This is a genomic window from Streptomyces sp. P9(2023) (assembly GCF_032436795.1).
Classification (GTDB): Bacteria; Actinomycetota; Actinomycetes; order Streptomycetales; family Streptomycetaceae; genus Streptomyces.
The window spans coordinates 19,495-42,831 of record NZ_JAUPWM010000017.1 but is presented as its reverse complement, the minus strand read 5'-3'; the positions used below and the strand labels follow the sequence as shown (position 1 = coordinate 42,831).

24 protein-coding genes are annotated in these 23,337 nt (G+C 71.9%); 2 read left to right on the top strand and 22 right to left on the bottom strand.

Translation table 11 applies throughout. The features are described 5' to 3' along the window. Positions 1-130: 130 nt before the first annotated feature. Both tsf and rpsB read right to left on the bottom strand, forming a co-directional pair. Positions 131-967, bottom strand: a complete 837-nt coding sequence (gene tsf / locus Q5762_RS21790) for a translation elongation factor Ts (protein WP_315893870.1) — start codon at positions 965-967, stop codon at positions 131-133. A gap of 127 nt (positions 968-1,094) precedes the next feature. Then, complete coding sequence (gene rpsB, locus Q5762_RS21785; protein WP_315893869.1) at positions 1,095-2,039, bottom strand: 30S ribosomal protein S2; 945 nt, start codon at positions 2,037-2,039, stop codon at positions 1,095-1,097. Between the two features lie 256 nt (positions 2,040-2,295). Between rpsB and Q5762_RS21780 the strand changes: the two genes are divergently transcribed. Beyond that, positions 2,296-2,787, top strand: a complete 492-nt coding sequence (locus Q5762_RS21780) for a M23 family metallopeptidase (protein WP_315893868.1) — start codon at positions 2,296-2,298, stop codon at positions 2,785-2,787. A gap of 31 nt (positions 2,788-2,818) precedes the next feature. On the opposite strand, the gene Q5762_RS21775 is transcribed toward Q5762_RS21780, so the two are convergent. From Q5762_RS21775 to Q5762_RS21695, 17 genes are all read right to left on the bottom strand, one after another. Beyond that, complete coding sequence (locus Q5762_RS21775; protein WP_315893941.1) at positions 2,819-3,376, bottom strand: helix-turn-helix domain-containing protein; 558 nt, start codon at positions 3,374-3,376, stop codon at positions 2,819-2,821. A 53-nt stretch (positions 3,377-3,429) separates the two neighbouring features. Then, positions 3,430-4,266, bottom strand: coding sequence for an RNA polymerase sigma factor WhiG (gene whiG / locus Q5762_RS21770; protein ID WP_315893867.1), 837 nt, complete (start codon positions 4,264-4,266; stop codon positions 3,430-3,432). Positions 4,267-4,505: 239 nt separating this feature from the next. Then, on the bottom strand, positions 4,506-5,663 hold the full coding sequence (dprA, locus tag Q5762_RS21765; RefSeq protein ID WP_315893866.1) for a DNA-processing protein DprA: 1,158 nt from the start codon (positions 5,661-5,663) through the stop codon (positions 4,506-4,508). Next, a complete protein-coding gene (locus Q5762_RS21760; RefSeq protein ID WP_315893865.1) occupies positions 5,660-7,273 on the bottom strand; it encodes a YifB family Mg chelatase-like AAA ATPase in 1,614 nt (537 codons plus the stop codon). Before Q5762_RS21760 ends, dprA begins: the two co-directional genes overlap by 4 nt. Beyond that, on the bottom strand, positions 7,273-7,638 hold the full coding sequence (locus Q5762_RS21755; RefSeq protein WP_315893864.1) for a YraN family protein: 366 nt from the start codon (positions 7,636-7,638) through the stop codon (positions 7,273-7,275). The genes Q5762_RS21760 and Q5762_RS21755 overlap by 1 nt, the downstream gene beginning before the upstream one ends. Before the next feature lie 105 nt (positions 7,639-7,743). After that, positions 7,744-8,052: a DUF2469 domain-containing protein gene (locus tag Q5762_RS21750; RefSeq protein ID WP_010353840.1), complete on the bottom strand. Its 309-nt coding sequence runs from the start codon at positions 8,050-8,052 to the stop codon at positions 7,744-7,746. Between the two features lie 55 nt (positions 8,053-8,107). Beyond that, positions 8,108-8,584 (bottom strand): NUDIX hydrolase, encoded by a 477-nt coding sequence (locus tag Q5762_RS21745; RefSeq protein ID WP_315893940.1) that lies wholly within the window; start codon positions 8,582-8,584, stop codon positions 8,108-8,110. 128 nt (positions 8,585-8,712) lie between these two features. Continuing rightward, a complete protein-coding gene (gene lepB, locus Q5762_RS21740) occupies positions 8,713-9,480 on the bottom strand; it encodes a signal peptidase I (protein ID WP_315893863.1) in 768 nt (255 codons plus the stop codon). Between the two features lie 65 nt (positions 9,481-9,545). Next, positions 9,546-10,505 (bottom strand): signal peptidase I, encoded by a 960-nt coding sequence (gene lepB / locus Q5762_RS21735; RefSeq protein ID WP_315893939.1) that lies wholly within the window; start codon positions 10,503-10,505, stop codon positions 9,546-9,548. Beyond that, positions 10,456-11,484, bottom strand: a complete 1,029-nt coding sequence (gene lepB, locus Q5762_RS21730; protein ID WP_315893862.1) for a signal peptidase I — start codon at positions 11,482-11,484, stop codon at positions 10,456-10,458. Before lepB (Q5762_RS21730) ends, lepB (Q5762_RS21735) begins: the two co-directional genes overlap by 50 nt. Then, on the bottom strand, positions 11,477-12,358 hold the full coding sequence (gene lepB, locus Q5762_RS21725) for a signal peptidase I (protein WP_315893861.1): 882 nt from the start codon (positions 12,356-12,358) through the stop codon (positions 11,477-11,479). Before lepB (Q5762_RS21725) ends, lepB (Q5762_RS21730) begins: the two co-directional genes overlap by 8 nt. Before the next feature lie 71 nt (positions 12,359-12,429). Next, positions 12,430-12,780, bottom strand: coding sequence for a 50S ribosomal protein L19 (rplS, locus tag Q5762_RS21720; protein WP_315893860.1), 351 nt, complete (start codon positions 12,778-12,780; stop codon positions 12,430-12,432). Positions 12,781-12,909: 129 nt separating this feature from the next. Continuing rightward, a complete protein-coding gene (gene trmD, locus Q5762_RS21715; RefSeq protein WP_315893859.1) occupies positions 12,910-13,731 on the bottom strand; it encodes a tRNA (guanosine(37)-N1)-methyltransferase TrmD in 822 nt (273 codons plus the stop codon). Next, complete coding sequence (rimM, locus tag Q5762_RS21710) at positions 13,728-14,300, bottom strand: ribosome maturation factor RimM (RefSeq protein ID WP_315893858.1); 573 nt, start codon at positions 14,298-14,300, stop codon at positions 13,728-13,730. The genes trmD and rimM overlap by 4 nt, the downstream gene beginning before the upstream one ends. A gap of 85 nt (positions 14,301-14,385) precedes the next feature. After that, complete coding sequence (locus Q5762_RS21705; protein WP_005311361.1) at positions 14,386-14,625, bottom strand: RNA-binding protein; 240 nt, start codon at positions 14,623-14,625, stop codon at positions 14,386-14,388. A 2-nt stretch (positions 14,626-14,627) separates the two neighbouring features. Then, positions 14,628-15,071, bottom strand: a complete 444-nt coding sequence (rpsP, locus tag Q5762_RS21700; protein ID WP_315893857.1) for a 30S ribosomal protein S16 — start codon at positions 15,069-15,071, stop codon at positions 14,628-14,630. Between the two features lie 179 nt (positions 15,072-15,250). After that, positions 15,251-15,844 (bottom strand): hypothetical protein, encoded by a 594-nt coding sequence (locus Q5762_RS21695; protein WP_315893856.1) that lies wholly within the window; start codon positions 15,842-15,844, stop codon positions 15,251-15,253. 381 nt (positions 15,845-16,225) lie between these two features. Between Q5762_RS21695 and Q5762_RS21690 the strand changes: the two genes are divergently transcribed. Then, positions 16,226-16,975 carry a methyltransferase domain-containing protein gene (locus Q5762_RS21690; protein WP_315893855.1) on the top strand — a complete coding sequence of 250 codons (750 nt, stop codon included), beginning with the start codon at positions 16,226-16,228 and terminating at the stop codon, positions 16,973-16,975. A 15-nt stretch (positions 16,976-16,990) separates the two neighbouring features. On the opposite strand, the gene ftsH is transcribed toward Q5762_RS21690, so the two are convergent. The 3 genes from ftsH to Q5762_RS21675 form a co-directional block, all read right to left on the bottom strand. Beyond that, positions 16,991-18,916, bottom strand: a complete 1,926-nt coding sequence (ftsH, locus tag Q5762_RS21685; RefSeq protein ID WP_315893854.1) for an ATP-dependent zinc metalloprotease FtsH — start codon at positions 18,914-18,916, stop codon at positions 16,991-16,993. 164 nt (positions 18,917-19,080) lie between these two features. Continuing rightward, entirely contained in the window at positions 19,081-20,634 is a 1,554-nt protein-coding gene (gene ffh / locus Q5762_RS21680; RefSeq protein WP_315893853.1) for a signal recognition particle protein, read from the bottom strand. A gap of 224 nt (positions 20,635-20,858) precedes the next feature. Further along, positions 20,859-23,321, bottom strand: a complete 2,463-nt coding sequence (locus Q5762_RS21675) for a [protein-PII] uridylyltransferase (protein ID WP_315893852.1) — start codon at positions 23,319-23,321, stop codon at positions 20,859-20,861. Positions 23,322-23,337 lie beyond the last annotated feature (16 nt).

The following is a 23,337-nucleotide window of genomic DNA, read 5'->3' as shown; positions in this document are numbered from 1 at the left end:
GGCCATTGCCGGTGGGTCCTTGCGGTTTCCCGTGCGGCAATGGCCTCCTCGTCAGAACTGCGGTCGCCCTCCGCGAGCGTGGACGACTGCTTCAGACCCTACCCGGGCCCGGTGTCCGTCGCGTACGGACTCAGATGCCGACCTTGATGCGCGTGAAGCGCTTCAGGGTGACACCGGCCTGGTCCAGAATCTGCTGGACAGACTTCTTGTTGTCGAGCGCGTACGGCTGGCCAAGGAGCGTGGCGTCCTTGAAGAAGCCGTTGACGCGACCCTCGACGATCTTCGGGAGCGCGGCCTCGGGCTTGCCCTCGGCGCGGGTGGTCTCCTCGGCGACGCGACGCTCGGTCTCGACGACCTCGGCCGGAACGTCCTCACGGGTGAGGTACTTCGGCGCGAAGGCGGCGATGTGCTGCGCGACACCCTTGGCGACCTCGGCGTTCTCCTTGTCGAGCTCGACAAGGACACCGATCTGCGGGGGCAGGTCAGGCATGGTGCGGTGCATGTAGGCCGAGACGTAGCCGTCGGCGTACTGCGCGAAGCGGTCGAGGACGATCTTCTCGCCCAGGTTGGCGTTGGCCTCGTCGACGTACGCCTGGACCGTCTTGCCGGGCTCGATCTCGGAGGCGAGCAGCGCCTCGAGGTCGGCCGGCGCGGTGGCGGCGACGTGGGCGGCGAGGGAGGCGGCGACGGCCTGGAACTTGTCACCCTTGGCGACGAAGTCCGTCTCGCACTTCAGCTCGACGAGGACACCGGAGGTGTTGTCGTCGGCGATGACGGAGACGACGGCGCCGTTCTCGGCGGAACGGCCCTCGCGCTTGGCGACGCCCTTCTGGCCCTTGATGCGCAGGGCCTCGACGGCCTTGTCGACGTTGCCGTCGGCCTCGTCCAGAGCCTTCTTGCAGTCCATCATGCCGGCGCCGGTGAGCTCACGGAGCTTCTTGACGTCAGCGGCGGTGTAGTTCGCCATGAGTCTGAGTTTCTCTCTCGAAGTCTGAAAGATCGATCTACGGGTGGACGGCGGGGGCTTCGTGGGCCCCCGCCGTCTGCATCCGAAACAACCAACCGGACCTGACCTGTGAGGGTCAGGCCGTGGGTCAGGCCTGCTCGGCCTCGGCGGCCGGAGCCTCGTCGGCCGGGGCCTCGGCGGCCGGAGCCTCGACGACCTCGGCGGCGACGGCGTCGGCGGCCTCGGTGGCAGCCTCGGCGTCGGCGACGGGCTCGGTCTCGGCGGAGGTCTGGACCTCGGCCTCGTCAGCCTTCTTCTCACCCTCGAGCAGGTCGCGCTCCCACTCGGCGAGCGGCTCGCCCGCGGCCTTCTCGCCCGGCTTCGAGTCGCCGGTCGCAGCGCCGGAACGGGCGATGAGGCCCTCGGCGACGGCGTCGGCGATCACGCGGGTGAGCAGGGTGACGGAGCGGATCGCGTCGTCGTTGCCCGGGATCTTGTAGTCGACCTCGTCGGGGTCGCAGTTGGTGTCGAGGATCGCGACGACCGGGATGTGGAGCTTGCGCGCCTCACCGACGGCGATGTGCTCCTTCTTGGTGTCGACGATCCAGACGGCGCTGGGGACCTTCGACATCTCGCGGATACCACCGAGGGTCTTCTCCAGCTTGGCCTTCTCGCGCGAGAGCACGAGAAGCTCCTTCTTGGTGAGACCCGAGGCCGCGACGTCCTCGAAGTCGATCTGCTCGAGCTCCTTGAGGCGCTGCAGACGCTTGTAGACGGTGGAGAAGTTGGTCAGCATGCCGCCGAGCCAGCGCTGGTTGACGTAGGGCATGCCCACGCGCGTCGCCTGCTCGGCGATCGCTTCCTGCGCCTGCTTCTTGGTGCCGACGAACATGATGGAGCCGCCGTGGGCGACGGTCTCCTTGACGAACTCGTAGGCGCGGTCGATGTACGACAGCGACTGGAGCAGGTCGATGATGTAGATGCCGTTGCGCTCCGTGAAGATGAAGCGCTTCATCTTCGGGTTCCAACGACGGGTCTGGTGACCGAAGTGGACGCCGCTTTCCAGCAGCTCCCGCATCGTGACGACGGCCATGGCCGTATCTCCTTGTGTTTCTCGGTTATGTCCTGACGCCCCGACGCGCCGTGCCACGAGGGACCGAAAAGGCGCTGCCACGGCCTGTGAGGGCTGTGTGGCGGGGCGTGCGAAGTCGACCCGGTGACCCGGATCGCCATAGGAAGTGTACGGGACCCCGGGGGCGCCGGGTGACGGCGCTGTCCACAACCTGCTGGTCGTCCACAGATACCGACCATGATCGGCGCGGATCGGGCGGGTGCGGGACGGTGTCGGCATGCACCTCACGACACTGCTTCTGACCCTGTTACTGATGTGGCCCCTGGGCCCGCCGCGCCCGGAGGTCCTGCGTGGCTGGGAGCCACCGCCCGGTCCGTACGCCGCCGGCCACCGCGGGCTCGACCTGGCGGCCCCGGTGGGTGCCCCGGTCCACGCGGCGGCGGCGGGCGTGGTCACGTTCGCGGGCCGGGTGGGCGGCCGGGGCGTCCTCACGATCACGTTGCCGGGCACGGGCGACCCGCCGCTGCGCACCACCTACGAGCCGGTGGACCCGCTGGTCGGCGCGGGCATGACGGTCACCCGCGGCGACCCGGTGGCCACCCTCGCACCGCCAGGGCCCGGGACCCCGCACTGCCCGGAGTCCTGCCTGCACTGGGGCCTGCTGCGAGGCGAGACCTACCTGAACCCGCTGCTGTTCCTGAGCCAGGGCCCGTCGAGACTGCTCCCGGTGACGGATCAGCCACCGTTCCGGTGGGGCAGGAGGTCGTAGGGGCAGGACCGGTCACCACCGCGGTCGGTCGTCAGCCGGCGACGCCTCGGAGGGCCATGGAGACCGCGGCTTCGGCGATGGCGGTCGGATTCTCGGCGGCGCCCAGTTCGATACGGCGTACGGCCGCGTCCACGACGCCCTGGAGGAGCATCGCGCCCAGGCGGGGCTCGGCCTGGCCCAGGTCGGCGAGGGCCTCGACGATCATGGCGACGAGGCCGCCGTGGGCGGCGCGGATCTTCTCGCGGGCGCCGTCGTCGAGCTCACTCGCGGAGATCGCGACGACCGCGCGGTGCCGCCGGTCCCCCACGAGCTCCAGCTGCTTGCGTACGTAGGCCTCGACCTTGCCCTCGGCCGTGTCGGCCTGGGCCATCGCCGTCTCGACCTCGGCCGCCCAGACGGGGAAGTCGACGGCGCACAGCTCCTCGACCACGGCCGCGCGGGACCGGAAGTACTCGTACACCGAGGAACGGGCCAGGCCCGTGCGCTCGGCGAGGGCGGGGAAGGTCAGCGCCTCCGTACCGCCCTCGGACAGCAGGGAGCGCGCCGCGTCCAGCAGGGCGCCGCGCTGCATCGTCCGGTGCTCGGCCACCGAGGCCGCTCGAATCCTTGGCACGGCTCCACCATACGACCGGCCGCGCGCGGTCAGCGCCCCACATCGGCCAGCTTGGCGCGCAGCTGCAGGACGGACTTGGTGTGGATCTGGCTGACCCGGCTCTCGGTGACGCCGAGGACGTGGCCGATCTCGGCGAGGGTGAGGCCCTCGTAGTAGTAGAGCGTGACCACGGTCTTCTCCCGCTCGGGGAGGGTGTTGATGGCGCGGGCGAGCAGCCTGCGCAGCTCGCGGTCCTCGGCCACCTCGACCGGGTTGTCGGCTGCGGTGTCCTCCAGGGTGTCCATCAGCGACAGTCGGTCGCCGCCCTCGCCGCCGACGTGCAGCAGCTCTTCGAGGGCGACCACGTTCGCCAGGGACAACTGGCTGAAAACAGCGTGCAGTTCCTCCAGGGCGATGCCCATCTCCGCCGCGACCTCGCTCTCGGTCGGGGTGCGGCGGAGCTTGGCCTCCAGGGTGGCGTAGGCGCGCTCGACGTTGCGCGCCTTCTGCCGTACGGAGCGGGGGATCCAGTCCAGGGCGCGGAGTTCGTCGATCATCGCGCCCCGGATCCGGGTGATCGCGTAGGTCTCGAACTTGATCGACCGCTCGACGTCGAACTTCTCGATGGCGTCGATCAGCCCGAAGACTCCGGAGGAGACGAAGTCGGCCTGTTCCACATTGGACGGCAACCCCACGCTGACCCGGCCGGCGACGTACTTCACGAGCGGCGAGTAGTGCAGGATCAGCTGTTCGCGCAGCCGCTCGTCGCCCGTGTCCTTGTACGACCGCCACAGCTCGTCGAGCGATGTCGGTGCGGGTGGTCGCACGGTGCCCCGGGCTGCTGGGGGCACCGCAGCGCGGTCAGACCCGGAGGTGTGCTGGGGCATGCGTTGCCTTGAGCCGTTCTGCTGGCGGGTTTGTCGGTGGGGATGTCCGGCGGGGAACCCTGGCGAGCGTAGCGTGACTGGACGGTCGCGGTGTGCGAACCTCTGCGGATCGCGCCCCTCGGGGTGGACGTCCTCGGCCGCATCTTCGAACCCGGGCCGCGGCGCGTGTCGACCCCTCGGGGGCGGCCGAGAGAGCTGGGTTGTTCATCACCCTCACCATTTCACCCGAATGCGCCAGGTCAAGTACCGCCTCGCCGCGCATTCGCCCCATCTGTGGGGGTGTTCGTCAACCGCCAGTCGTCGCCTTGCCGTTCGACGAACCCCAGGGAGTGCAGTTCGTACAGTCGGACGAGGGTGTCGTCGGGGGTGGCGCCCGAGCGGTCGGCGATCTCGCGCACGAGGGTGGGACGGCCGGCGGGCATGGCTTCGAGGACCCGGGCGGTGTCCGGGGCGAGGAGATCGCGGGGCAGGACGGGGCCGCGCCGCGCGGGGGCGAGCTGGCCGATGTCCCCGACGAGTTCGATCACCTCGGCGGCCTCGGTGACGAGGGTGGCCTCGCCGCGCAGGAGTTCGTGGACGCCGGCGGAGAGACCACTGGTGACGGCGCCGGGCACGCCCATGGTGTGGCGGCCGAGGCGGGCGGCGGCGCGGGCGGTGACGAGCGAGCCGCTGCGGTACTCGGCCTCGACGACGACGGTGCCCCGGGTGAGGGCCGCGATGACCCGGTTGCGGAGGATGAATCTGGTGGGTGTGGGGTGGCTGCCGGGCGGCAACTCTCCGATGACGAGCCCCTGTTCGGCGACGCGCCCGATGAGCCCGGCGTGGCCGCGCGGGTAGGGGACGTCGACGCCGCAGGCGAGGACGGCGACGGTGGCGCCCCGGGCGGCGAGGGCTCCCCGGTGCGCAGCGCCGTCGATACCGAAGGCCGCTCCGGAGACGACGACCCACCCCTGTTCGGCGAGCCCGGAGGCGAGCGTGGTGGCCATGTGAGCGCCGTAGGGCGTGCAGGCGCGGGCGCCGACGACGGCGACGGAGCGCAGCGCCCAGGTCCGCAGGTCGGCGGGGCCCCGGGCCCAGAGGCCGACCGGGCGGGTGTCGCCGAGGTCGTCGAGCTGCGTGGGCCATTCGACGTCGCCGGGGACGATGAACCGCCCGCCCTGCCGGTCGACGGCGTCGAGGTCGCGCGCCGGCTCGGCGGTCGCGGCCCGCCGCCGCCATCCCTCGACCCGTTTCTCCCCGGTGCCTGGGAAGGGGTCCGCTGCGGCGGAGGGGTCCTGAAGGAGTCGCAGGAGGTCCTCGGGTCCGAACTGCCGCAGCCAGCGCCCGGCGTGGGCGTCGCCGGGTTCGACGACGCGGGTGAGGGCGGCTCGGGCGAGGCGTTCGCCGTACGGGGTCATGACCGGTCCCCCGCTCCCACCGGTACGCCGCGGGCGATGCCGGTCCGCAGTTCGAGTGCGAGGTCCACGTCATGGGCGTCCGGGCGGTCGTGACCGGCGAGGTCGGCGACGGTCCAGGCCACGCGCAGGACCCGGTCGAGGCCGCGCGCGGTGAGCAGCCCCCGCTCGATGTCCCGTTCCGCGGCGGCGAGGGCGCCGGGGGCGACGAGGAAGCGGGTACGCAGCTCATGGCCGGGGACTTCGCTGTTGACGGTCCAGGGCGTGCCGGCGAGGCGGGCGGCGGCGCGGGAGCGGGCCTCGCGGACACGGTCGGCGACGGCGGCGGTGGACTCACCGCGTCCGCCCTGGCCGAGGAGGTCGGAGCGGGTGACCGGCTCGGCTTCGACGCGCAGGTCGACGCGGTCGAGGAGCGGGCCGGACAGCCGTGCCTGGTAGCGGCGGATGACGGATGCGGGGCATTCGCAGCCCGCGCCGTGCAGGGTGTGCCGTCCGCACGGGCAGGGGTTGGCGGCGAGGGCGAGGAGGAAGCGGGCGGGAAGCCGGACGACGCCCGCCGTGCGGGCGACGACCACGTGCCCGGACTCGAGCGGCTGACGCAGGGCGTCCAGGGCCTTCCCGGAGAATTCGGGCGCCTCGTCGAGAAACAGGATCCCCCGATGAGCCAGGGAGACGGCCCCGGGGCGCGGGAGTCCGTTGCCGCCGCCGACGAGGGACTGCATGGTCGCCGAGTGGTGGGGCGCGCAGTAGGGGGCGCGGCGGACGAGCGGTTCGCCGGGCGGGAGGATGCCGGCTACCGAGTGGACGGCGGTGACTTCGAGCGACTCCTGCCGGGTGAGCGGGGGCAGGATCCCCGGGAGCCGTTCGGCGAGCATGGTCTTCCCGGCACCGGGTGGCCCGGAGAGCAGCAGGTGGTGGCTGCCGGCCGCGGCGATCTCCAGGGCGCGCCGGGCTCCGTGCTGTCCGGCGACGTCGGCGAGGTCCGGTCCGTCGACCGGCTCGGCGGAGAGGCCGGTGCCGACGCCCGCACCGGGGATGAGGAGTCCGGCGAGCATGGCGTCGGGGCGGCCTTCCTCGGCCGGTTCCTCCTCGGGGGCGGGTTCGTCGGAGAGGACGGCGATGAGCTGGCGCAGGCTGCGGACGCCGAGGACGGAGACCCCGGGGACGAGGGCGGCCTCGCCCGCCGACTGTTCGGGGACGACGACCTGGCGGTAGCCGGCTTCGGCGGCGGCCAGGACGGCCGGCAGGACGCCCCGCACGGGCCGGACGCGGCCGTCGAGGCCCAGTTCGCCGATGAGGACGAGGTCGGCGATGCCCCGGGGATCGATCCGCTCGGCGGCGCCGAGCACGGACGCCGCGACGGCGAGGTCGAAACTCGACCCGCTCTTGGGCACGGACGCGGGGCTGAGTCCGACGGTGAGCTTTTTCTGGGGCCACTCGGCGCCCGAGTTGACGATGGCGGCGCGGACGCGGTCGCGGCTTTCGCTGAGGCTCTTGTCCGGGAGTCCGACCAGGGTGAAGGCGGCGACGCCGGCCTCCAGGTCGGCCTGGACCTCGACGACGACGCCCTCGACGCCGACGAGGGCGACGGAGCAGGTGCGGGCGAATCCCATCACGCCACCCCCTGGGCGTGCGTGACGACGGGGGCGCCCCGGCGGGGCAGGACGACTCCGACGAGGTCGATGCGGACGCCGCCGTCGGGTGGTGGCCCGCCGTGCCGGTCGAGCCAGCAGGCCGCGAGGCGTTTCAGCCGGTCGGCCTTGGCGGGGGTGACGGCGGCCATGGGGTGCTCGAAGGCGCCGTCGCGCCGGGTCTTCACCTCGCAGACGACGACGGTGTCCCCGTCCCGGGCGACGATGTCGATCTCTCCGGTCCGTCCGCAGCGCCAGTTCCGCGCGAGGACCACCATCCCGGCCGCGGTGAGCCTGCGGACCGCCAGCTGTTCTCCGTACTGACCGAGGGCGCTCGTTGCGTTCATTCGGTACCACCTCCGGCACCGACTGTGACGCTTCGCGACGTTCCGTGTGCGAGCCTGTGGACAGCCGCCGGCCTGTGGAGAACCGCGTCACCCCTGCGGGTGGTTTCAGTTGCCGGGCAGCTCCAGGTCGCTCTTGTTGAGCTCCTCGATATTCACGTCCTTGAACGTGAGCACCCGCACCTGCTTGACGAATCTGGCCGGCCGATACATGTCCCAGACCCAGGCGTCGGCCATGGACACCTCGAAGAACACCTCGCCCTGGACCGAGTGCACCTGCATCTCGTAGTCATTGGTGAGGTAGAAACGACGCTCGGTCTCGATCACGTATTTGAACAGCCCGACGACATCGCGGTACTCCCGGTAGAGCTTCAGCTCCATCTCGGTCTCGTACTTCTCGAGGTCCTCGGCGCTCATGGCATGTTCCCCTTCAGCCGTGCGTCCACCTATTGTGCGCCAGCCGCTCGCACCGTTAAGCGATTTCCGGGGCGAGCACCAGCGGCGCACTCGGCGGTCCCTCATCGAGCAGCGTCTGCAGCAGCTCGGCGAGTCTGGTCGGGTACACCGTCTCACGGGCCGCCGACAGTTCGGCGGAGGTCCACCACCTCAGCCCCGCGACACTGCGTTCCTCGAGTTCGGTGAGGCCGCGCGGGGCGGTCGCGGTCTGGCTGGTTCGCGCCAGGTAGTACCACTCGTCCTGATCCCAGCGCCGCCCGTCGAACGGGAAGGAGCAGATCCGCTGCCACAGGACCGGCCCGAGTTCGACCTCGGTGATCCCGGTCTCCTCGGCCAGCTCGCGCAGCGCCGCGGCCTCCCGGGTCTCGTCCCCCTCGAGCCCGCCACCGGGCGTGAACCACCAGGTCAGGGCAGGGTCGTCGGGCTCGTAGCCGTGCATGAGGAGGATGCGGTCGTCGGGGTCGAGCAGCACGACCCGCGCCACCCGACGCAGCTCCCGCCCGCCGACGCCCGCATCGCCCGCATCGCCCGCATCGCCCGCCGCACGCGCACCAGCCGCCGCACGCGGACCGACCGACCCAGCAGCACCGCCCGCCGCACCCGCGGATCCCGCCGTACCCGTCACGCGTCCACCGTCTCCCTGCCCGTCGGCCGGCCGTCCTGCCGGCCTCCCGGCGACCGCCGGCCCCCGAGCATCCTCGCCACCGGCCCGTACGCCGCGCCGCCCAGGATCAGTACACACCCGCCGACGATCGCGTAGAAGAGCGACTCCACAGGCCCGCGGGCCGAGACCCCGCCCGGCAGTGCCGCGAAGCCCGCGGGACGCTCCACGAGGGCCATGTCGGGCCAGGCGACGGCGTCGACCCGGGCGGTGACCGCCGAGCGCGGTACGGAGCCCTGCCCGGCCTCCTCCAGGTGCGTCCGGGAGTCCAGGGAGTTGTGCCGCTCGTCGCCGAGGAGGAAGAGCTTGCCCTCGGGCACGGTCGCCGAGAACTCCTGCCCCGAGGCGGGGGCGCCGGGCCGCGTGTACGGCTCCTCGATCGCCTTGCCGTCGATCGTGAGGCGCCCGTCCTTGTCGCAGCAGGCGACCGTGTCGCCGCCGACGCCGACGACCCGCTTCACCATAGGCACATCGCCCCAGAGCGGGTCGTTGAAGATCACGATGTCGCCGCGGCGCACCTCGTCGCCGTCGATCCGCTCCGCGAGGACCTTGGACCCGACGGCCAGCGCCGGGGTCATCGAGTCGCTGGGCACGGTGTACGGCTGGTACAGCACGGCCCCGAGGACGAAGCCGCCGAGGAACAGCACACAGCCGACGGCCACGGCCAGCCCCGACAGCACGCTGCCGAGACGGCCGCGGCCGCCTTCCGTACGTATCGTTCCGCTCATCCCAGCGTTCTCCCCACCTCAGCGGTCGGTTGGACGATCTGGGACGGCACCCTACCCGCGCGCCCCTACTCGGCGGTATGCCGAGTGGCGAGCCTCTTGCGGCGCCACAGGACCAGCGGCAGCGCGCCGGCGAGACCGGCCGCGCCGGGGGCCACGGCCAGCGCCTGGCTCAGCCCCGGCTGGTCGAAGGTCTCCGGGACGGGCAGCGTGGACCAGCGGGTGACCGGCCAGGCCACGAAGACCGCGCGCCCGACGACCTGGTCGTTGGGGACCGCGCCGCCGCCCTTCAGGTTCTGGTGGTAGCGGGAGTCCAGCGAGTTCTGCCGGTTGTCGCCCATCACCCAGATGCTGTCCTTGGGGATGGTGATCGGCCCGAAGGGCTTGTCACCGCAGGGCGAGGAGCCGGGGTAGATGTACGAGCTCTCCTCCAGCGTCTTGCCGTTCAGGATGACCTTGCCGCCCTCCTTGCAGGAGACCGTGTCGCCACCCACCGCGATGACCCGCTTGATCAGGTCCTTCTCCTCGGCCGACGGCATCAGGCCGATGAAGGAGAGGAACTCCTGGAGGATGTTCGGGTCCGGCGTGGGCTCGCCCTCCAGCCAGCCGCCGGGGTCGCCGAAGACGACGACCTCGCCGCGCTCGGGCTCGGAGCCGAACCACGGGGTCAGCTTGTCGACCAGGACCCGGTCGCCGCGCTGCAGCGTGTTCATCATCGAGTCCGAGGGGATCGAGAACGCCTGCACGAGGAAGGTCTTGATCAGCAGCGCGAGCACCAGGGCGATGCCGATGAGCAGCGGCAGTTCCTTCCAGAAGGAACGCGGCCTCCTCGGGGCTTCGCCGGCCTCTCCTGCCTCGCCGCCCTGACCGTCTCCGCCGGCGTGGTCCGCGCCGTCGCCGGGGTCCGCGCCGTCGCCGGGGTCGGCGTCCGACCGATCCGAGTCGTCCGTCATGGCCACCGACGAGTCGCGGGGCGGCTCACGCCTCTCCTCGGGCTCGTCGTGTCCGGATCGTGCGCCGACGGCCACATCCCCCACATCCACTCCTCAGTCCGTGCACATGCCCGCCCCAGAACAGGGACAGGCCCATCACTCCCATAACGAGCGGGAGTTCCGCAGGAGTCGGGAGCCAGGGCAATCCGTTCAGATTCCGCGAGGACACACTATGCGACGCGCCGACCGCGGACACAGCGCCCGAACGGCCGTCCGGTACGGCCGCGAACGTGTCGGGCTCCTCGAGGCGCCGCCAGTGGCCCACCGGCCAGACGATGCCGACCGCGCGGCCGACGACGTCGTCCAGGGAGATCGTCCCCTGGTCCTTCTCGTCCAGGTGGTAGCGCGAATCGGCGGAATCCGAGCGGTGGTCGCCCAGGACGAAGATCCGGCCCTCGGGCACCTTCACCTTGAAGGGGATCTTCGACGGTTCGTTCCCCGGGTGGAGATACGGTTCGTCGAGCGGTACGCCGTTGACGCTGATCCGCCCGTCCTTGCCGCAGCAGGCGACCGTGTCGCCGCCGACCGCGACGACCCGCTTGATCAGATCCTGCTCGTCGGCGGAGGGCAGCAGTCCGATGAAGGTCAGGGCCTGCTTGACCTGCTTGACGCCGACCGGGTCCTCGGCGGGCGGCGCGGCGTCCTGGAGCCAGTTCCCGGGGTCCTTGAAGACGACGACGTCCCCGCGCTCGGGCGTCGCGCCGAACCAGGGCGTGAGCTTGTCGACCACGACCCGGTCGTCGATCCGGATCGTCTGCTCCATCGAGCCGGACGGGATGACGAACGCCTGCACCAGGAAGGTCTTCAGGACGAGCGCGATCAGGACGGCGACCATCACCAGGAGCGGGATCTCCTTGACCGCCGAGCGCTGCCGCCGCCGTTTGACCTTGCGGGCCAGCTTGCGCCGCTCCGCCCGCCCGGGCGTGGGGCGTCCGGCCGCGTCCGTGGGCCTGGTGCCGGTGGGCAGCCGGGTGTCGGCACGGTGCCCGCCCGCAGCCCGGCCCCGGTTACCCATGGCGGCCCGCCGCCGGGGCCGGTACGGCGTCGAAGGCGCCGGTCTCCGGGACCCCGGACCAGCGGCCGAAGGGCCAGCCGATCCAGTCGGCGCGCCCGATCACCCGCTCGACGGGCACCATGCCGCCGCCCGGCTGCCCGAGGTGGTCGCGGGAGTCGCTCGACTGGCTACGGTGGTCGCCCATCACCCACAGGGTGCCCGGCGGTACGACGATGTCGAAGGGGACCTTCGAGGGCGCGTCACCCAGCTGGACGTACCACTCCTCGACGGGCACGCCGTTGACGGTGAGCCGGCCGTTCTTGTCGCAGCAGACGACGCGGTCGCCGCCGACGCCCACCACCCGCTTCACGAAGTCGGTGTCGGCGGGCTCGGCGAGCCCGAGGGCCGCCGCCGCGCCGTGCAGCAGCCCGGTGACCGGGTTCTCCTCGGGCGGCTGCCGGACGAAGGAGCCGGTGCCGTCGAAGACGACGACGTCGCCCCTGCGCGGCTGGTCGCTGAAACGGTACGCCAGCTTGTTCACGAGGATCCGGTCCCCGACCTGGAGGGTCGGCTCCATGGAACTGCTGGGGATCAGGAACGGCTGGAGCACGAAGTGGCTCAGGAGCAGTACGAAGACCACACAGGCGGCGCCGACGAGCCCCGTACGCCGCCAGGACCAGCCGGAGCGCGCGTCGGCCTCGGCCTCAACCTCAGCCCCGGCCTCAGCCTCGGCCTCGGCCTCAACCTCAGCCCCGGCCTCAGCCTCGACCTCGGCCCCGGCGCGCTCGCCCGACTCCGCCGGTGGCCCGTCGGACCCGGAAGAACGCGCGGAGCGCGACCGCTCCTCCGGCTCGGAGGAGCGGTCGCGCTCCGTGTGCTGTGCTTCGGTGTCCATCGGGGGCAGAGCCTATCCGGCCACCCTGAGAGTCAGTGCTCCGAAGCCCCGCGCGATCGGTGAGCCGAAGCTCAGTTGTCGCGCTTCTCCTTGATCTTGGCGGCCTTGCCGCGCAGCTCACGGAGGTAGTAGAGCTTGGCGCGACGGACGTCACCGCGGCTGACGAGCTCGATCTTCTCGAAGATCGGGCTGTTCACCGGGAAGGTGCGCTCGACGCCGACGGAGAACGAGACCTTGCGGACCGTGAAGGTCTCGCTGACGCCCGAGCCCTGGCGGCGGATGACAACGCCCTTGAACTGCTGGATACGCGAGCGGTTGCCTTCGATGACGCGCACGTGGACGTTCACGGTGTCGCCGGGACGGAAGGCGGGGAGGTCGGAGCGGAGCGAAGCCGCGTTGACCGAGTCGAGCAGGGAGGCCATGGTGGTCTCTTTCCTCGCTGATGCCACAGGTCATCAGCGGAACGTTCGAAGAGGAGATGGAGCGTCGTGCGCCCCGGGCGCGCGTCGTCCCCCTGTGGCAGGGGCGCACGCCGGACACACAACAGCGGCCTATTCTTCCACGGCCTCCGGCCTGCGCCAAAATCGGCCGCCGGGCTCGGGGGCCCAGCCGAGCATGGAGAGGATCTCGCGGTCCTTCTTGTCGAACGCGGCGGAATCGCAGCGCTCGATCAGGTCCGGCCGGTTCGCCGCCGTACGCCGGAACGCCTCGTCGCGGCGCCAGCGCGCGATCTTCCCGTGGTGCCCGCTGACGAGCACGTCGGGGATGGCGCGGCCACGCCACTCGGGGGGCTTGGTGTAGACGGGGCCCTCCAGCAGGTTGGCCATGGCGCCGGGCGCGAAGGAGTCGTCGCGGTGGGACTCGGCGTTGCCGAGGACGCCGGGCAGCAGGCGGGCCACGGCCTCGGTGACGACGAGGACGGCGGCCTCCCCGCCGGCCAGCACGTAGTCGCCGATGGAGACCTCGTAGACCGGCATCCGGGTGGCGTACTCGTCCATGACGCGCCGGTCGATGCCCTCGTAGCGGGCCGGCGTGAAGATCAGCCAGGGGCGCTCGGAGAGCTCGACGGCGAGTTCCTGGGTGAAGGGGCGGCCGCTGGGGGTGGGCACGACGAGGACGGGGCCGTGGGCGCCCGCCTCGAAGCCGTCGGCGAGGGTCTGGTCGAGGGCCTCGCCCCAGGGCTCGGTCTTCATGACCATGCCGGGGCCGCCGCCGTACGGGGTGTCGTCGACGGTGTTGTGCCGGTCGTAGGTCCACCCGCGCAGGTCGTGGACGTGGACGTCGAGCTGTCCACGCGCGCGTGCCTTGCCGACCAGGGAGACGTTCAGCGGCTCCAGGTACTCGGGGAAGATGGTGACGACGTCGAGCCTCATGCGTCGTCGCCCTCGGTGCCCTCCGCGGGGCCGTCGTCCCGGGCGGAGACGATCTCGGCGCGGTCGTCGATCAGCCCGGGCGGCGGGTCGATGACGGCGCGCTGCTGCTCCAGGTCGATCTCGGTGACGATCTCCTCGACGAACGGGATCATCAGCTCGGTGCCGTCCGGCCGCTCCACGATGAAGAGGTCCTGGGACGGCAGGTGCGAGATTTCGGTGATCCTGCCGACCTCGGTGCCGTCCGCGAGCACCACGTCCAGGTCCATGAGCTGGTGGTCGTAGTACTCGTCCTCCTCCGCCGGCAGCTCGTCGGGGTCGACGTCGGCGATGAGCAGGGTGTTACGCAGGGCCTCGGCGCCGGTCCGGTCGCGCACGCCCTCGAAGCGGAGCAGCAGGCGACCGCTGTGCACGCGGCCGGTCTCGATGGTCAGGGGACCCGTGGAGGCGGGGTCGGTGGCGAGCACCGCTCCGGGGCTGAGCCTCAGCTCGGGCTCGTCCGTCCGTACCTCGACGGTGACTTCGCCCTTGATGCCGTGGGCGCGGCCGATCCGCGCGACTACCAGCTGCACGTCTTCATTCTCTCCTGATCCGACGACGACGGGCCGGGGTGGACCCGAAGGCCCTCCCCGGCCCGTGCCGGTGTGTCCAACTTGCTCAGCGGACCTGGTCCACGTCGACGAGGTCGACCCGGATGCCACGGCCGCCGATGGCGCCCACGACGGTACGCAATGCACGCGCGGTGCGGCCGTTACGGCCGATCACCTTGCCGAGGTCGTCGGGGTGGACCCGGACCTCCAGCACGCGCCCGCGACGCAGGTTGCGCGAGGCGACCTGCACGTCGTCGGGGTTGTCGACGATGCCCTTCACGAGGTGCTCGAGAGCCTCCTCGAGCATGCTCAGGCCTCGGTCGACTCGGTGGACGCGGCCGCCTCGGCCTCGTCCGCCTTCTTGTCGGCCTTCTTCGCCTTCGGGGTGATGGCCTCACCCTTGGCGTCGTCACCCTCGAGCGTCTTCGCGAAGACGTCGAAGGAGGCGCGCTTGTCTTCCTTCGTCGCCGGCTGCAGCAGCGGCGCCGGGGCCGGCAGACCCTTGTGCTTCTGCCAGTCGCCGGTGAGCTTCAGGATGGCGAGGACGGGCTCGGTCGGCTGGGCGCCGACGGACAGCCAGTACTGCGCGCGGTCCGAGTCGACCTCGATCTTCGACGGGTTGTACGTCGGGTGGTACAGACCGATCTCCTCGATCGCACGACCGTCCCGGCGGGTGCGGGAGTCGGCGACGACGATGCGGTAGTGCGGCTGGCGAATCTTGCCGAGGCGCTTGAGCTTGATCTTGACTGCCACTGGAGTGGTGTCTCCTGGTCTTGACGTGGTTGGGCACATGAGATGCCACGTGGGGTTGCGGTACTCGGGTGCCCGATGGACGCGTCAGCCGGAGGAGAGAGGGGTCCTATGCGACTGTCGAGTACAGCTAGCCATTGTGCCACACGCCCGTGGCGGCCCCGACCCGGCCGGGTCGGGGGTCAGCCTGCCGCGCCCACCGGTTCCGGGATACGGAAGGGCTTGCCGCAGCCGCCGCAGACGATCGGGGCCTGGGCGAGCACCGAGGGCACCACGCGCACGTTCCGCCCGCAGTCGCAGACGGCCTTCACGCGCACGCCACCGCCGGAGGAGCCGTGCCGGGCGGCGGGTCCGCGGAAGGAGCGCTTGGTGTCCGCGGCGGTCGCGACGGTGTGGGCCTTGAGGGCGCGCTGGAGCCGCTCCATCGTGGGCCGGTACCGCCGCTTCGCCTCGGGGTTGAGCGTGACCAGGGAGAACCCGCTGCTGGCGTGCGGCTCCTCGGGGTGGTCCAGGCCCATCTCCTCGGCGATCGCGAGGAATCTGCGGTTGTGGTAGCGGCCGGCGCGTGAGGTGTCGCGGACTCCTCGGGCGGCGGCGATGCCGTGGACTGCTTCGTGGAGCAGTCGTTCGAAGGAGAGCTCGGCGCCGCAGGCGGACGAGGACTCTCCGATCAGGGACTCGGGCGCGGCAAGATCCGGCAGTTCGGGGTGGTGCCGCTGAATGTCGGCCCACGCCTGTGCCAGCTCTGCGGCGAGAACAGGGGGTGTCGTGCTCACGTCGCGTACAACGAGCCGACGCGCCCCCGGGTTCCATTCCGGGGCATCCCAAATATTTTGCACTTACCCGTCAGTTGCCCTTGATGCGTCCGGACGAGGGTCAGTGCGCCGATGTGCGGAGAAGTCACGCAGGTCGCGGCAAGGTGGTGCGTAGCGGCGCATACGCCCGGCGCGTAGGAGGTAGCCGTAACGCGCCCCGGGGACGATGCAGGACAGTACCGGCTCGTGGGTCAGGCGGGCGCACCGGCCCCACCCGGACGGCGGAAGTGGTCCGGCGCGAGCACTGGACGCGGGCACGGATCGGCAGTTCCCTGACATACGGGGGGATGCGGGCGCACGTACACGGGGGCTGTCGACCAGGCACTGATTGGGGCGCTTTCCATGACACCTACGCTCGTCCCGCACCACCCCGCGCGCGACTGGGCCGAGATCCAGGAACGCATGCTCGTACCGCTCTACGAGGCGGTGTACGACCGGCTCGACGTGGGCCCCGGCTCCCGGGTCCTGGGGCTCGGCTGCGGCTCGGGGCTCGCGCTGCTGATGGCGGCCTCGCGGGGCGCGCGGGTCATCGGCGTGGACCGGGACCACGCGCGCGTGGAGCTGGCCAGGGAGCGGCTGCCGGAAGGGGTGGGGCACGCGGTCGTGGAGGGCGAGCCGGCGGATGCCGGGGGTCCGTCCCGTGCCCCGTACGACGTGATCACGGTCTTCCACCCCTCGGCCGGTCCGGGGCGGGCGCTCGCGGCCGTCACTCCTCTGGCGGAACCGGGCGCGGCGGTCGTGCTGGCGGGCTGGGGGCCGCCCGAGCGGTGCGCGACCTCGTCCGTCCTGCGGGTCGCCGCGCGCCTCGCGGGGCGGCGGCCGGCGTTCGGGGAGGACCTGGAGGACGTGGTGGCCCGGGCCGGTCTGAAGCCGGACGGTTCGGGGCGGGTGTCGTGCCCGTTCGGGTACGCGGACCAGGACAGCGCCGTCCGGGGGCTGATGTCGACGGGCGACTTCGACGCGGCGGTCCGGGCGACGGATCCGTCCCAGGTCGAGAAGGAGATCGCGGAGGCCCTGCACCCGTACGTCCGCGGTGACGGCACGGTCTGGATGCCGAACGTCTTCCGCTACCAGATCGCCCGGGTGCCGTAACCCCCGAACGGTGGCCTACGTGTCCTTCGTCAGGCGGGTGATGCCGGCCGCGCGGTACGCCGCGTCCTCCTCCAGGGTCTCGTTGGCGAGGAGCGCGGCGGCGAGGGCGTCGAGCTTGTCGCGGTTCTCGCGGAGTTGGAGGATGGCGCTCTCGTAGCACTCGTCGACGATCCGGCGCATCTCATGAGCCACCATGTCGAGCGTCTCCGGGGCCGCGGAGAGGCCGTACGCCTGCTGGGCGTCGGCGGGGATGGCCGTGAGGCGGCCGACGCGTTCGCTCATGCCCCAGCGTCCCGCCATGCCGCGGGCGATGTTGGTGACCTGCTCCAGGTCGCTCTCGGAGCCGGTGGTGACGACGCCGAAGACGACCTGCTCGGCGGCCATCCCGCCGAGCGCGCCGATGATCCGGCCGCGCAGGTACTCCTCCGTGTACGCGTACTTGTCGGCGTCCGGCGTCGAGAGCGTCACGCCGAGGGCCCGGCCGCGCGGCACGATGGTGATCTTGCGGACCGGGTCGGCGCCCGGCTGGAGCATGCCGAGGAGGGCGTGGCCGCTCTCGTGGTACGCGGTGCGGCGGCGCTCCTCCTCGGGCATCACCAGCGGCCGTTCCGCGCCGAGCTGGACCTTCTCCAGGGCGTCCGAGAGGTCCGACCGGGTCACCGCCTTCTGCTGCCGTTTGACGGCGAGGAGGGCGGCCTCGTTGGCGAGGTTGGCCAGCTCGGCGCCGGTCATCCCCGGGGTCGTACGGGCGACCTGGACCAGGTCGACGTCCTGGGCGAGCGGGATGTCCCGGGTGTGGATCCTGAGGATGGCCTCGCGGCCCCCGCGGTCGGGCGGGTTCACGTGCACGATCCGGTCGAAGCGGCCGGGCCGGGTGAGCGCCGGGTCGAGGACGTCGGCACGGTTGGTCGCGGCGAGGACGATGACGCCCTCGGAGCCGGTGAAGCCGTCCATCTCGGTCAGGATCTGGTTGAGCGTCTGCTCGCGCTCGTCGTGGCCGCCCATGCCGGAGCCGCCGCCGCGGGCCCGGCCGATGGTGTCGATCTCGTCGATGAAGATGATCGCCGGGGCCACCTTCCGCGCCTCGGCGAAGAGTTCCCGTACGCGCGAGGCGCCGACGCCGACGATCATCTCGATGAACCCGGACGCCGAGGCGGAGAAGAACGGGACGCCCGCCTCGCCTGCCACGGCCCGCGCGAGCAGCGTCTTGCCGGTTCCGGGCGGTCCGGCGAGGAGGACGCCGCGCGGCATCCTGGCGCCCATCTCACGGTAGGCGGAAGGGTTCTTCAGGAAGTCGACGACATCGTTGAGCTCGCCCTCGACCTCGTCGATGCCGGCCACGTCCTCGAAGGTGGTCCGGTGGGCGCCCGCTTCGAGCTCGACGGGTTTGGGCGGGGTCTTGCGGCCGAGCATGCCGCCGGCGCCGCCCATTCCGGAGCTCATCCGGCGGGCGATGAAGATCCACAGCACGACGAGCAGCAGCATCGGCGCGAGCGAGATCAGCAGGTTGGCGAGGAAGCTGCGCTCCTGGACGACGGGCTCGGCGGTGACCGTGACGCCCTTCGCGGTCAGCTCGTCCCAGAGGTTGTCGTCGGCGAAGGCCGGCCGCTGGGTGACGAACCTGCTGTAGTCGCCCTTGTCGCCGTTGGGCAGCGGCTGCTTGTTCTTCAGCTCGCCCTGGATGGCGTCGCCCTTGGAGTAGATCTTGGTGACGTTGCCCGCGGTCACCTGCTTGCTGAACTCGGTGTACGAGATCGTCGGCTCGTCGCCCCGGTTGAAGAACGACAGCACGAGGTTGGCGATCAGATAGACGATCAGGGCGGCGAGGATGAGCCCGCCCCAGCCGCCGGGCATCTTCTTCTTCGGCGGCGGGGGCGGCGGAGCCCCCTCCGAGCGCCAGGGCTGGTCGGTCCGGTCGCGCGGGGGTACGGAGTTGGGCACGCTGCTCTCCTCATACCGACGTCGGGCCCGGCCCTCAGTATCGGAAGGGCCGACAATTCCGGCACGTCAGGCGGCGTGAAGGAGTGAAAAGGGGCCCGGGGCGGTTTCACACCGCCCCGGGCCCCTTCGCGTACGACCTACGAACTCGTACGACCTGACGAACGTCAGCCCATGAACTTCTTGAACTCGTCCGGCAGCTCGAAGTCGCCCGGACCCTGCCCGGCCGCCGGGAGGCCGAACGCGCCGCCCTGCTGCGCCTGCTCGCGGCGGGCCTGCTCGGCCTGCTCCTCGGCCTTGCGCTTCATCGGGTTGCCGCTCTTGCGCTTGCCCTTGGCCTGCTTGATCTGCTTCTTCTGCCGGCCAGGACCGCCGCCCATGCCGGGCATCCCGGGCATGCCCGGCATGCCGCCGCCCTGGGCCATGCGGGACATCATCTTGCGGGCCTCGAAGAACCGCTCGACGAGCCCCTTGACCGCGCTGACCTCGCTGCCCGAGCCCTTGGCGATACGGGCGCGGCGGGAGCCGTTGATGATCGTCGGGTCCTGGCGCTCGCCCGGGGTCATCGACTTGATGATGGCGGCCGTGCGGTCGACGTCCCGCTCGTCGATGTTGTTGATCTGCTCCTTCATCTGCGCCATGCCGGGGAGCATCCCGAGCAGCTTGGAGATGGAGCCCATCTTGCGGACCTGTTCCATCTGGGCCAGGAAGTCGTCGAGCGTGAACTCCTGGCCCTTCTTGGACGCCAGCTTGGAGGCCATCTTGGCGGCCTCTTCCTGGCTGAAGGTCTGCTCGGCCTTCTCGATCAGGGAGAGCATGTCGCCCATGCCGAGGATGCGGGACGCCATGCGGTCCGGGTGGAACGCGTCGAACTCGTCCAGCTTCTCGCCGTTGGAGGCGAACATGATCTGGCGGCCGGTGACGTGCGCGATGGAGAGCGCGGCACCGCCTCGGGCGTCGCCGTCGAGCTTGGAGAGCACGACACCGTCGAAGCCGACGCCGTCGCGGAAGGCCTCGGCGGTGTTGACCGCGTCCTGACCGATCATGGCGTCGACGACGAAGAGGACCTCGTCGGGGCTGACGGCGTCGCGGATGTCCGCGGCCTGCTGCATCAGCTCCTGGTCGATGCCGAGGCGGCCGGCGGTGTCGACGATGACGACGTCGAACATCTTGGTCCGCGCGTACTCGATCGAGTCCTTCGCGACCTGGACCGGGTCACCGACGCCGTTGCCCGGCTGCGGGCCGTAGAACGCCACGCCCGCGCGCTCGGCGACGACGCCGAGCTGGGTGACGGCGTTGGGGCGCTGGAGGTCACAGGCGACGAGCAGCGGGGAATGGCCCTGGCCCTTGAGCCAGAGACCGAGCTTTCCGGCGAGGGTGGTCTTACCGGCACCCTGGAGACCGGCGAGCATGATCACGGTCGGCGCGGTCTTGGCGAACCGGAGCCGGCGGGTCTCGCCGCCGAGGATGCCGATGAGCTCCTCGTTGACGATCTTGATGACCTGCTGGGCGGGGTTCAGCGCCTGGGAGACCTCGGCGCCGGTGGCCCGCTCCTTGACCTGTCGGATGAACGCCCGGACGACGGGCAGAGCGACGTCCGCCTCAAGGAGGGCGATCCGGATCTCGCGCGCGGTGGCGTCGATGTCCGCCTCGGACAGGCGGCCCTTGCCCCGGAGGTTCTTGAATGTCGCTGCAAGGCGGTCGGAGAGGGTATCGAACACGGCGGTCGCGGATCCTCGGTGTCGGGGGCGGGCGGACGGATTGCCCTCAAGGGTATCTGGCCGGTCGAAGTACGTGTCCCCGCCCGTCGGATCCGGCGGGCGGGGACACAATCCCCGCGTGTGCGGGGACCAGACATCGGCACCGGCAGCCCGGCCCTTGACCTGCGGATCACCCCCGCTCGCGCGGGGACCACGCCGTGGTCGACGAGCGACGGGCTGGCATGTCACCCCAGCGCCGCCTCCAGTGCCTGCGCCAGGTCGGCGGCCTCCTCGGCCGGGAGGAGGGAGCCGTCGGGGCGGGTCACGTACAGGGTGTCCACCGCGTTCGCGCCGAGTGTCGAGACGTGCGCGCTCCTGACCCGGACGTCGGCGCCCTCCAGGGCCCGGCCGATGCGGTGGAGCAGGCCGGGGGCGTCCTGGGCGCGGACCTCGATGACGGTGGCGAGCCGGGAGCCGGCGGGGGCGACCGTCACGCGCGGCGGCGGGGCGGTGACGCCGCGCCGTCTCGGGTACGCGGCGTCCCGTTCGGCGAGGCGGGCCGGGATGTCGAGGCTGCCGTCCAGGGCGCGTACGAGATCGGCGCGGAGCCGGGCGGCCTGGGGCAGGGAGCCGTACGCGGCGGCGACGCGCCAGTTCAGGACCAGGACGGCGCCGGGGCCCTCGCCGAGCTCGGTGGGCAGCTCGACGGCGCGCAGGTCGGCCGCCCGGACGGTCAGCCGGTGCAGGGCCAGGACACCGGCCGCGGCGGGCAGGACGCCGGGCTGGTCGGGCAGGGCGATGAGGAGTTCGACGCCGACCGGTTCCGGTGTGCCGTCCTCGGGCGCCGCCTCGGGCTGGGTGCGCAGGGCGAGGACCGGCTCCCCGGTCCGTAGCGCCTCGATCGCGAGCCGTTCCTGCTCCGCGCTGGGTGCGGCCGGTTCCGGTTCCGCCCCGGCCTCGCCCGCGAGGACGGCCCCGACGCGTTTGACGAGGTCGGCGACGAGCGAGGCACGCCAGGTGGACCAGGCGGCGGGTCCGGTGGCGAGCGCGTCGGCCTCGGTGAGGGCGTGGAGGAGTTCGAGCGCGCCCTGCGTGCCGACGGCGGTGGCCACGGACCGTACGGTCGCGGGGTCGTCCAGGTCGCGCCGGGTCGCGGTCTCGACCAGCAGCAGGTGGTGGCGTACGACGGTGGCGACGACGGCCACGTCGGCGCGGTCGAAGCCGATCCGGGCGGCGACGTCACGGGCGATGGTCTCCCCGGCCACGGAGTGGTCGCCGGGCCAGCCCTTGCCGATGTCGTGCAGCAGCGCGGCGACGAGCAGCAGGTCGGGCCGGCCGACCCGGCGGGTCAGCGAGGAGGCGCGGACGGCGGTCTCGACCAGGTGCCGGTCGACGGTCCAGGTGTGGACGGGGTTGCGCTGCGGGCGGCAGCGGACGCGCTCCCAGTCGGGCAGCAGCCGGGTGATGAGGCCTTCGGCCTCCAGGGCTTCCCAGACGGGCACAGTGGACTCCCCCGCGCCGAGCAGGGTGACGAGTTCCTCGCGCGCCTCGGCGGGCCAGGGCACGGGCAGCGGCTTGGCGTCGGCGGCGAGGCGGCGTACGGCGTGCAGGGAGAGCGGAAGACCCGACTGGGCGGCCGCGGCGGCGGCGCGCAGCGGGAGGACGGGGTCGCGGTCGGGTTTGGCGCTGAGGGCGAGGACGACCTCGCCGTCCATCTCGACCACCCCTTCGGCGAGCGGGGTGCGCGCGATGGGCGGCTTCGCGCCGCGCCCGCCCGTCCGGCCGCCCAGGAGGCCGCGGAGCCGGGGCCTGGCGGAGCGGGCCTTCAGGACCCGGTTGACCTCGCGCCAGGTGACGTCGGTGGCGTACGAGATGACCCGGGCCGCTTCGTAGACCTCGCGGAGCAGGGTGTCGGCGTCGAGGAGGCCCAGCTCCTCGGCGACGGCGTCCTGCTCCTGGAGGGCGAGCCGGTCGGTGGCCCGCCCGGTGGCGAGGTGCAGGGCGTCGCGGGCGTCGAGGAGGCGGCGGCGGGCGCCGTCCAGGCCTTCGCGGGGCGCGTCGGCGAGCCAGGAGGCGGCGACGGCGCGCAGCACCTGGGCGTCGCGGAGCCCTCCTCTGGCCTCCTTCAGGTCGGGTTCGAGGAGGAACCGCAGCTCTCCCATCCGCTCGGCGCGCTCGCGGCAGAGTGCGTCGAGTTCGGGGAGCTTCTTCGGGGCCTGGTTGCGCCAGTCGGCGAGGACCGCGGTGCGCAGTCCGGCGACGACTCCGAGGTCGCCGGCGACCGGCCGGGCGTCGAGCAGCCCGAGCTGGACCTTCAGGTCCTCCCCGGCCGTCTTGAGGGCCTCGGCGGGGGTGCGTACGGAGTGGTCGAGGGCGAGGCCCAGGTCCCAGACCGGGTACCAGATCCGGTCGGCGAGGGTGGCGACTGCGCCCGGGTCGGCGGTGCCGTCGTGCAGCAGGAGCAGGTCGAGGTCGCTGCGCGGGGAGAGTTCGCCGCGCCCGTAGCCGCCGACGGCGACGAGCGCCACCCCTCGCGGCGGCCGGGCGGCGGCGAACAGTCCGGTCAGCCAGTCGTCGGTGAGCCGGGCCAGGGCGGCACGGCGCGGCGGCCCGGACTGCTCCTTCTCGGTGAGAAGGCGCAGCCGGGCCGCCGCGTAGCCGCTGGGTCCCGGGTCTTCCGCTCGCGTACTCGTGTCGACGCTCGTCACCCAGCAGCTCCTTAAA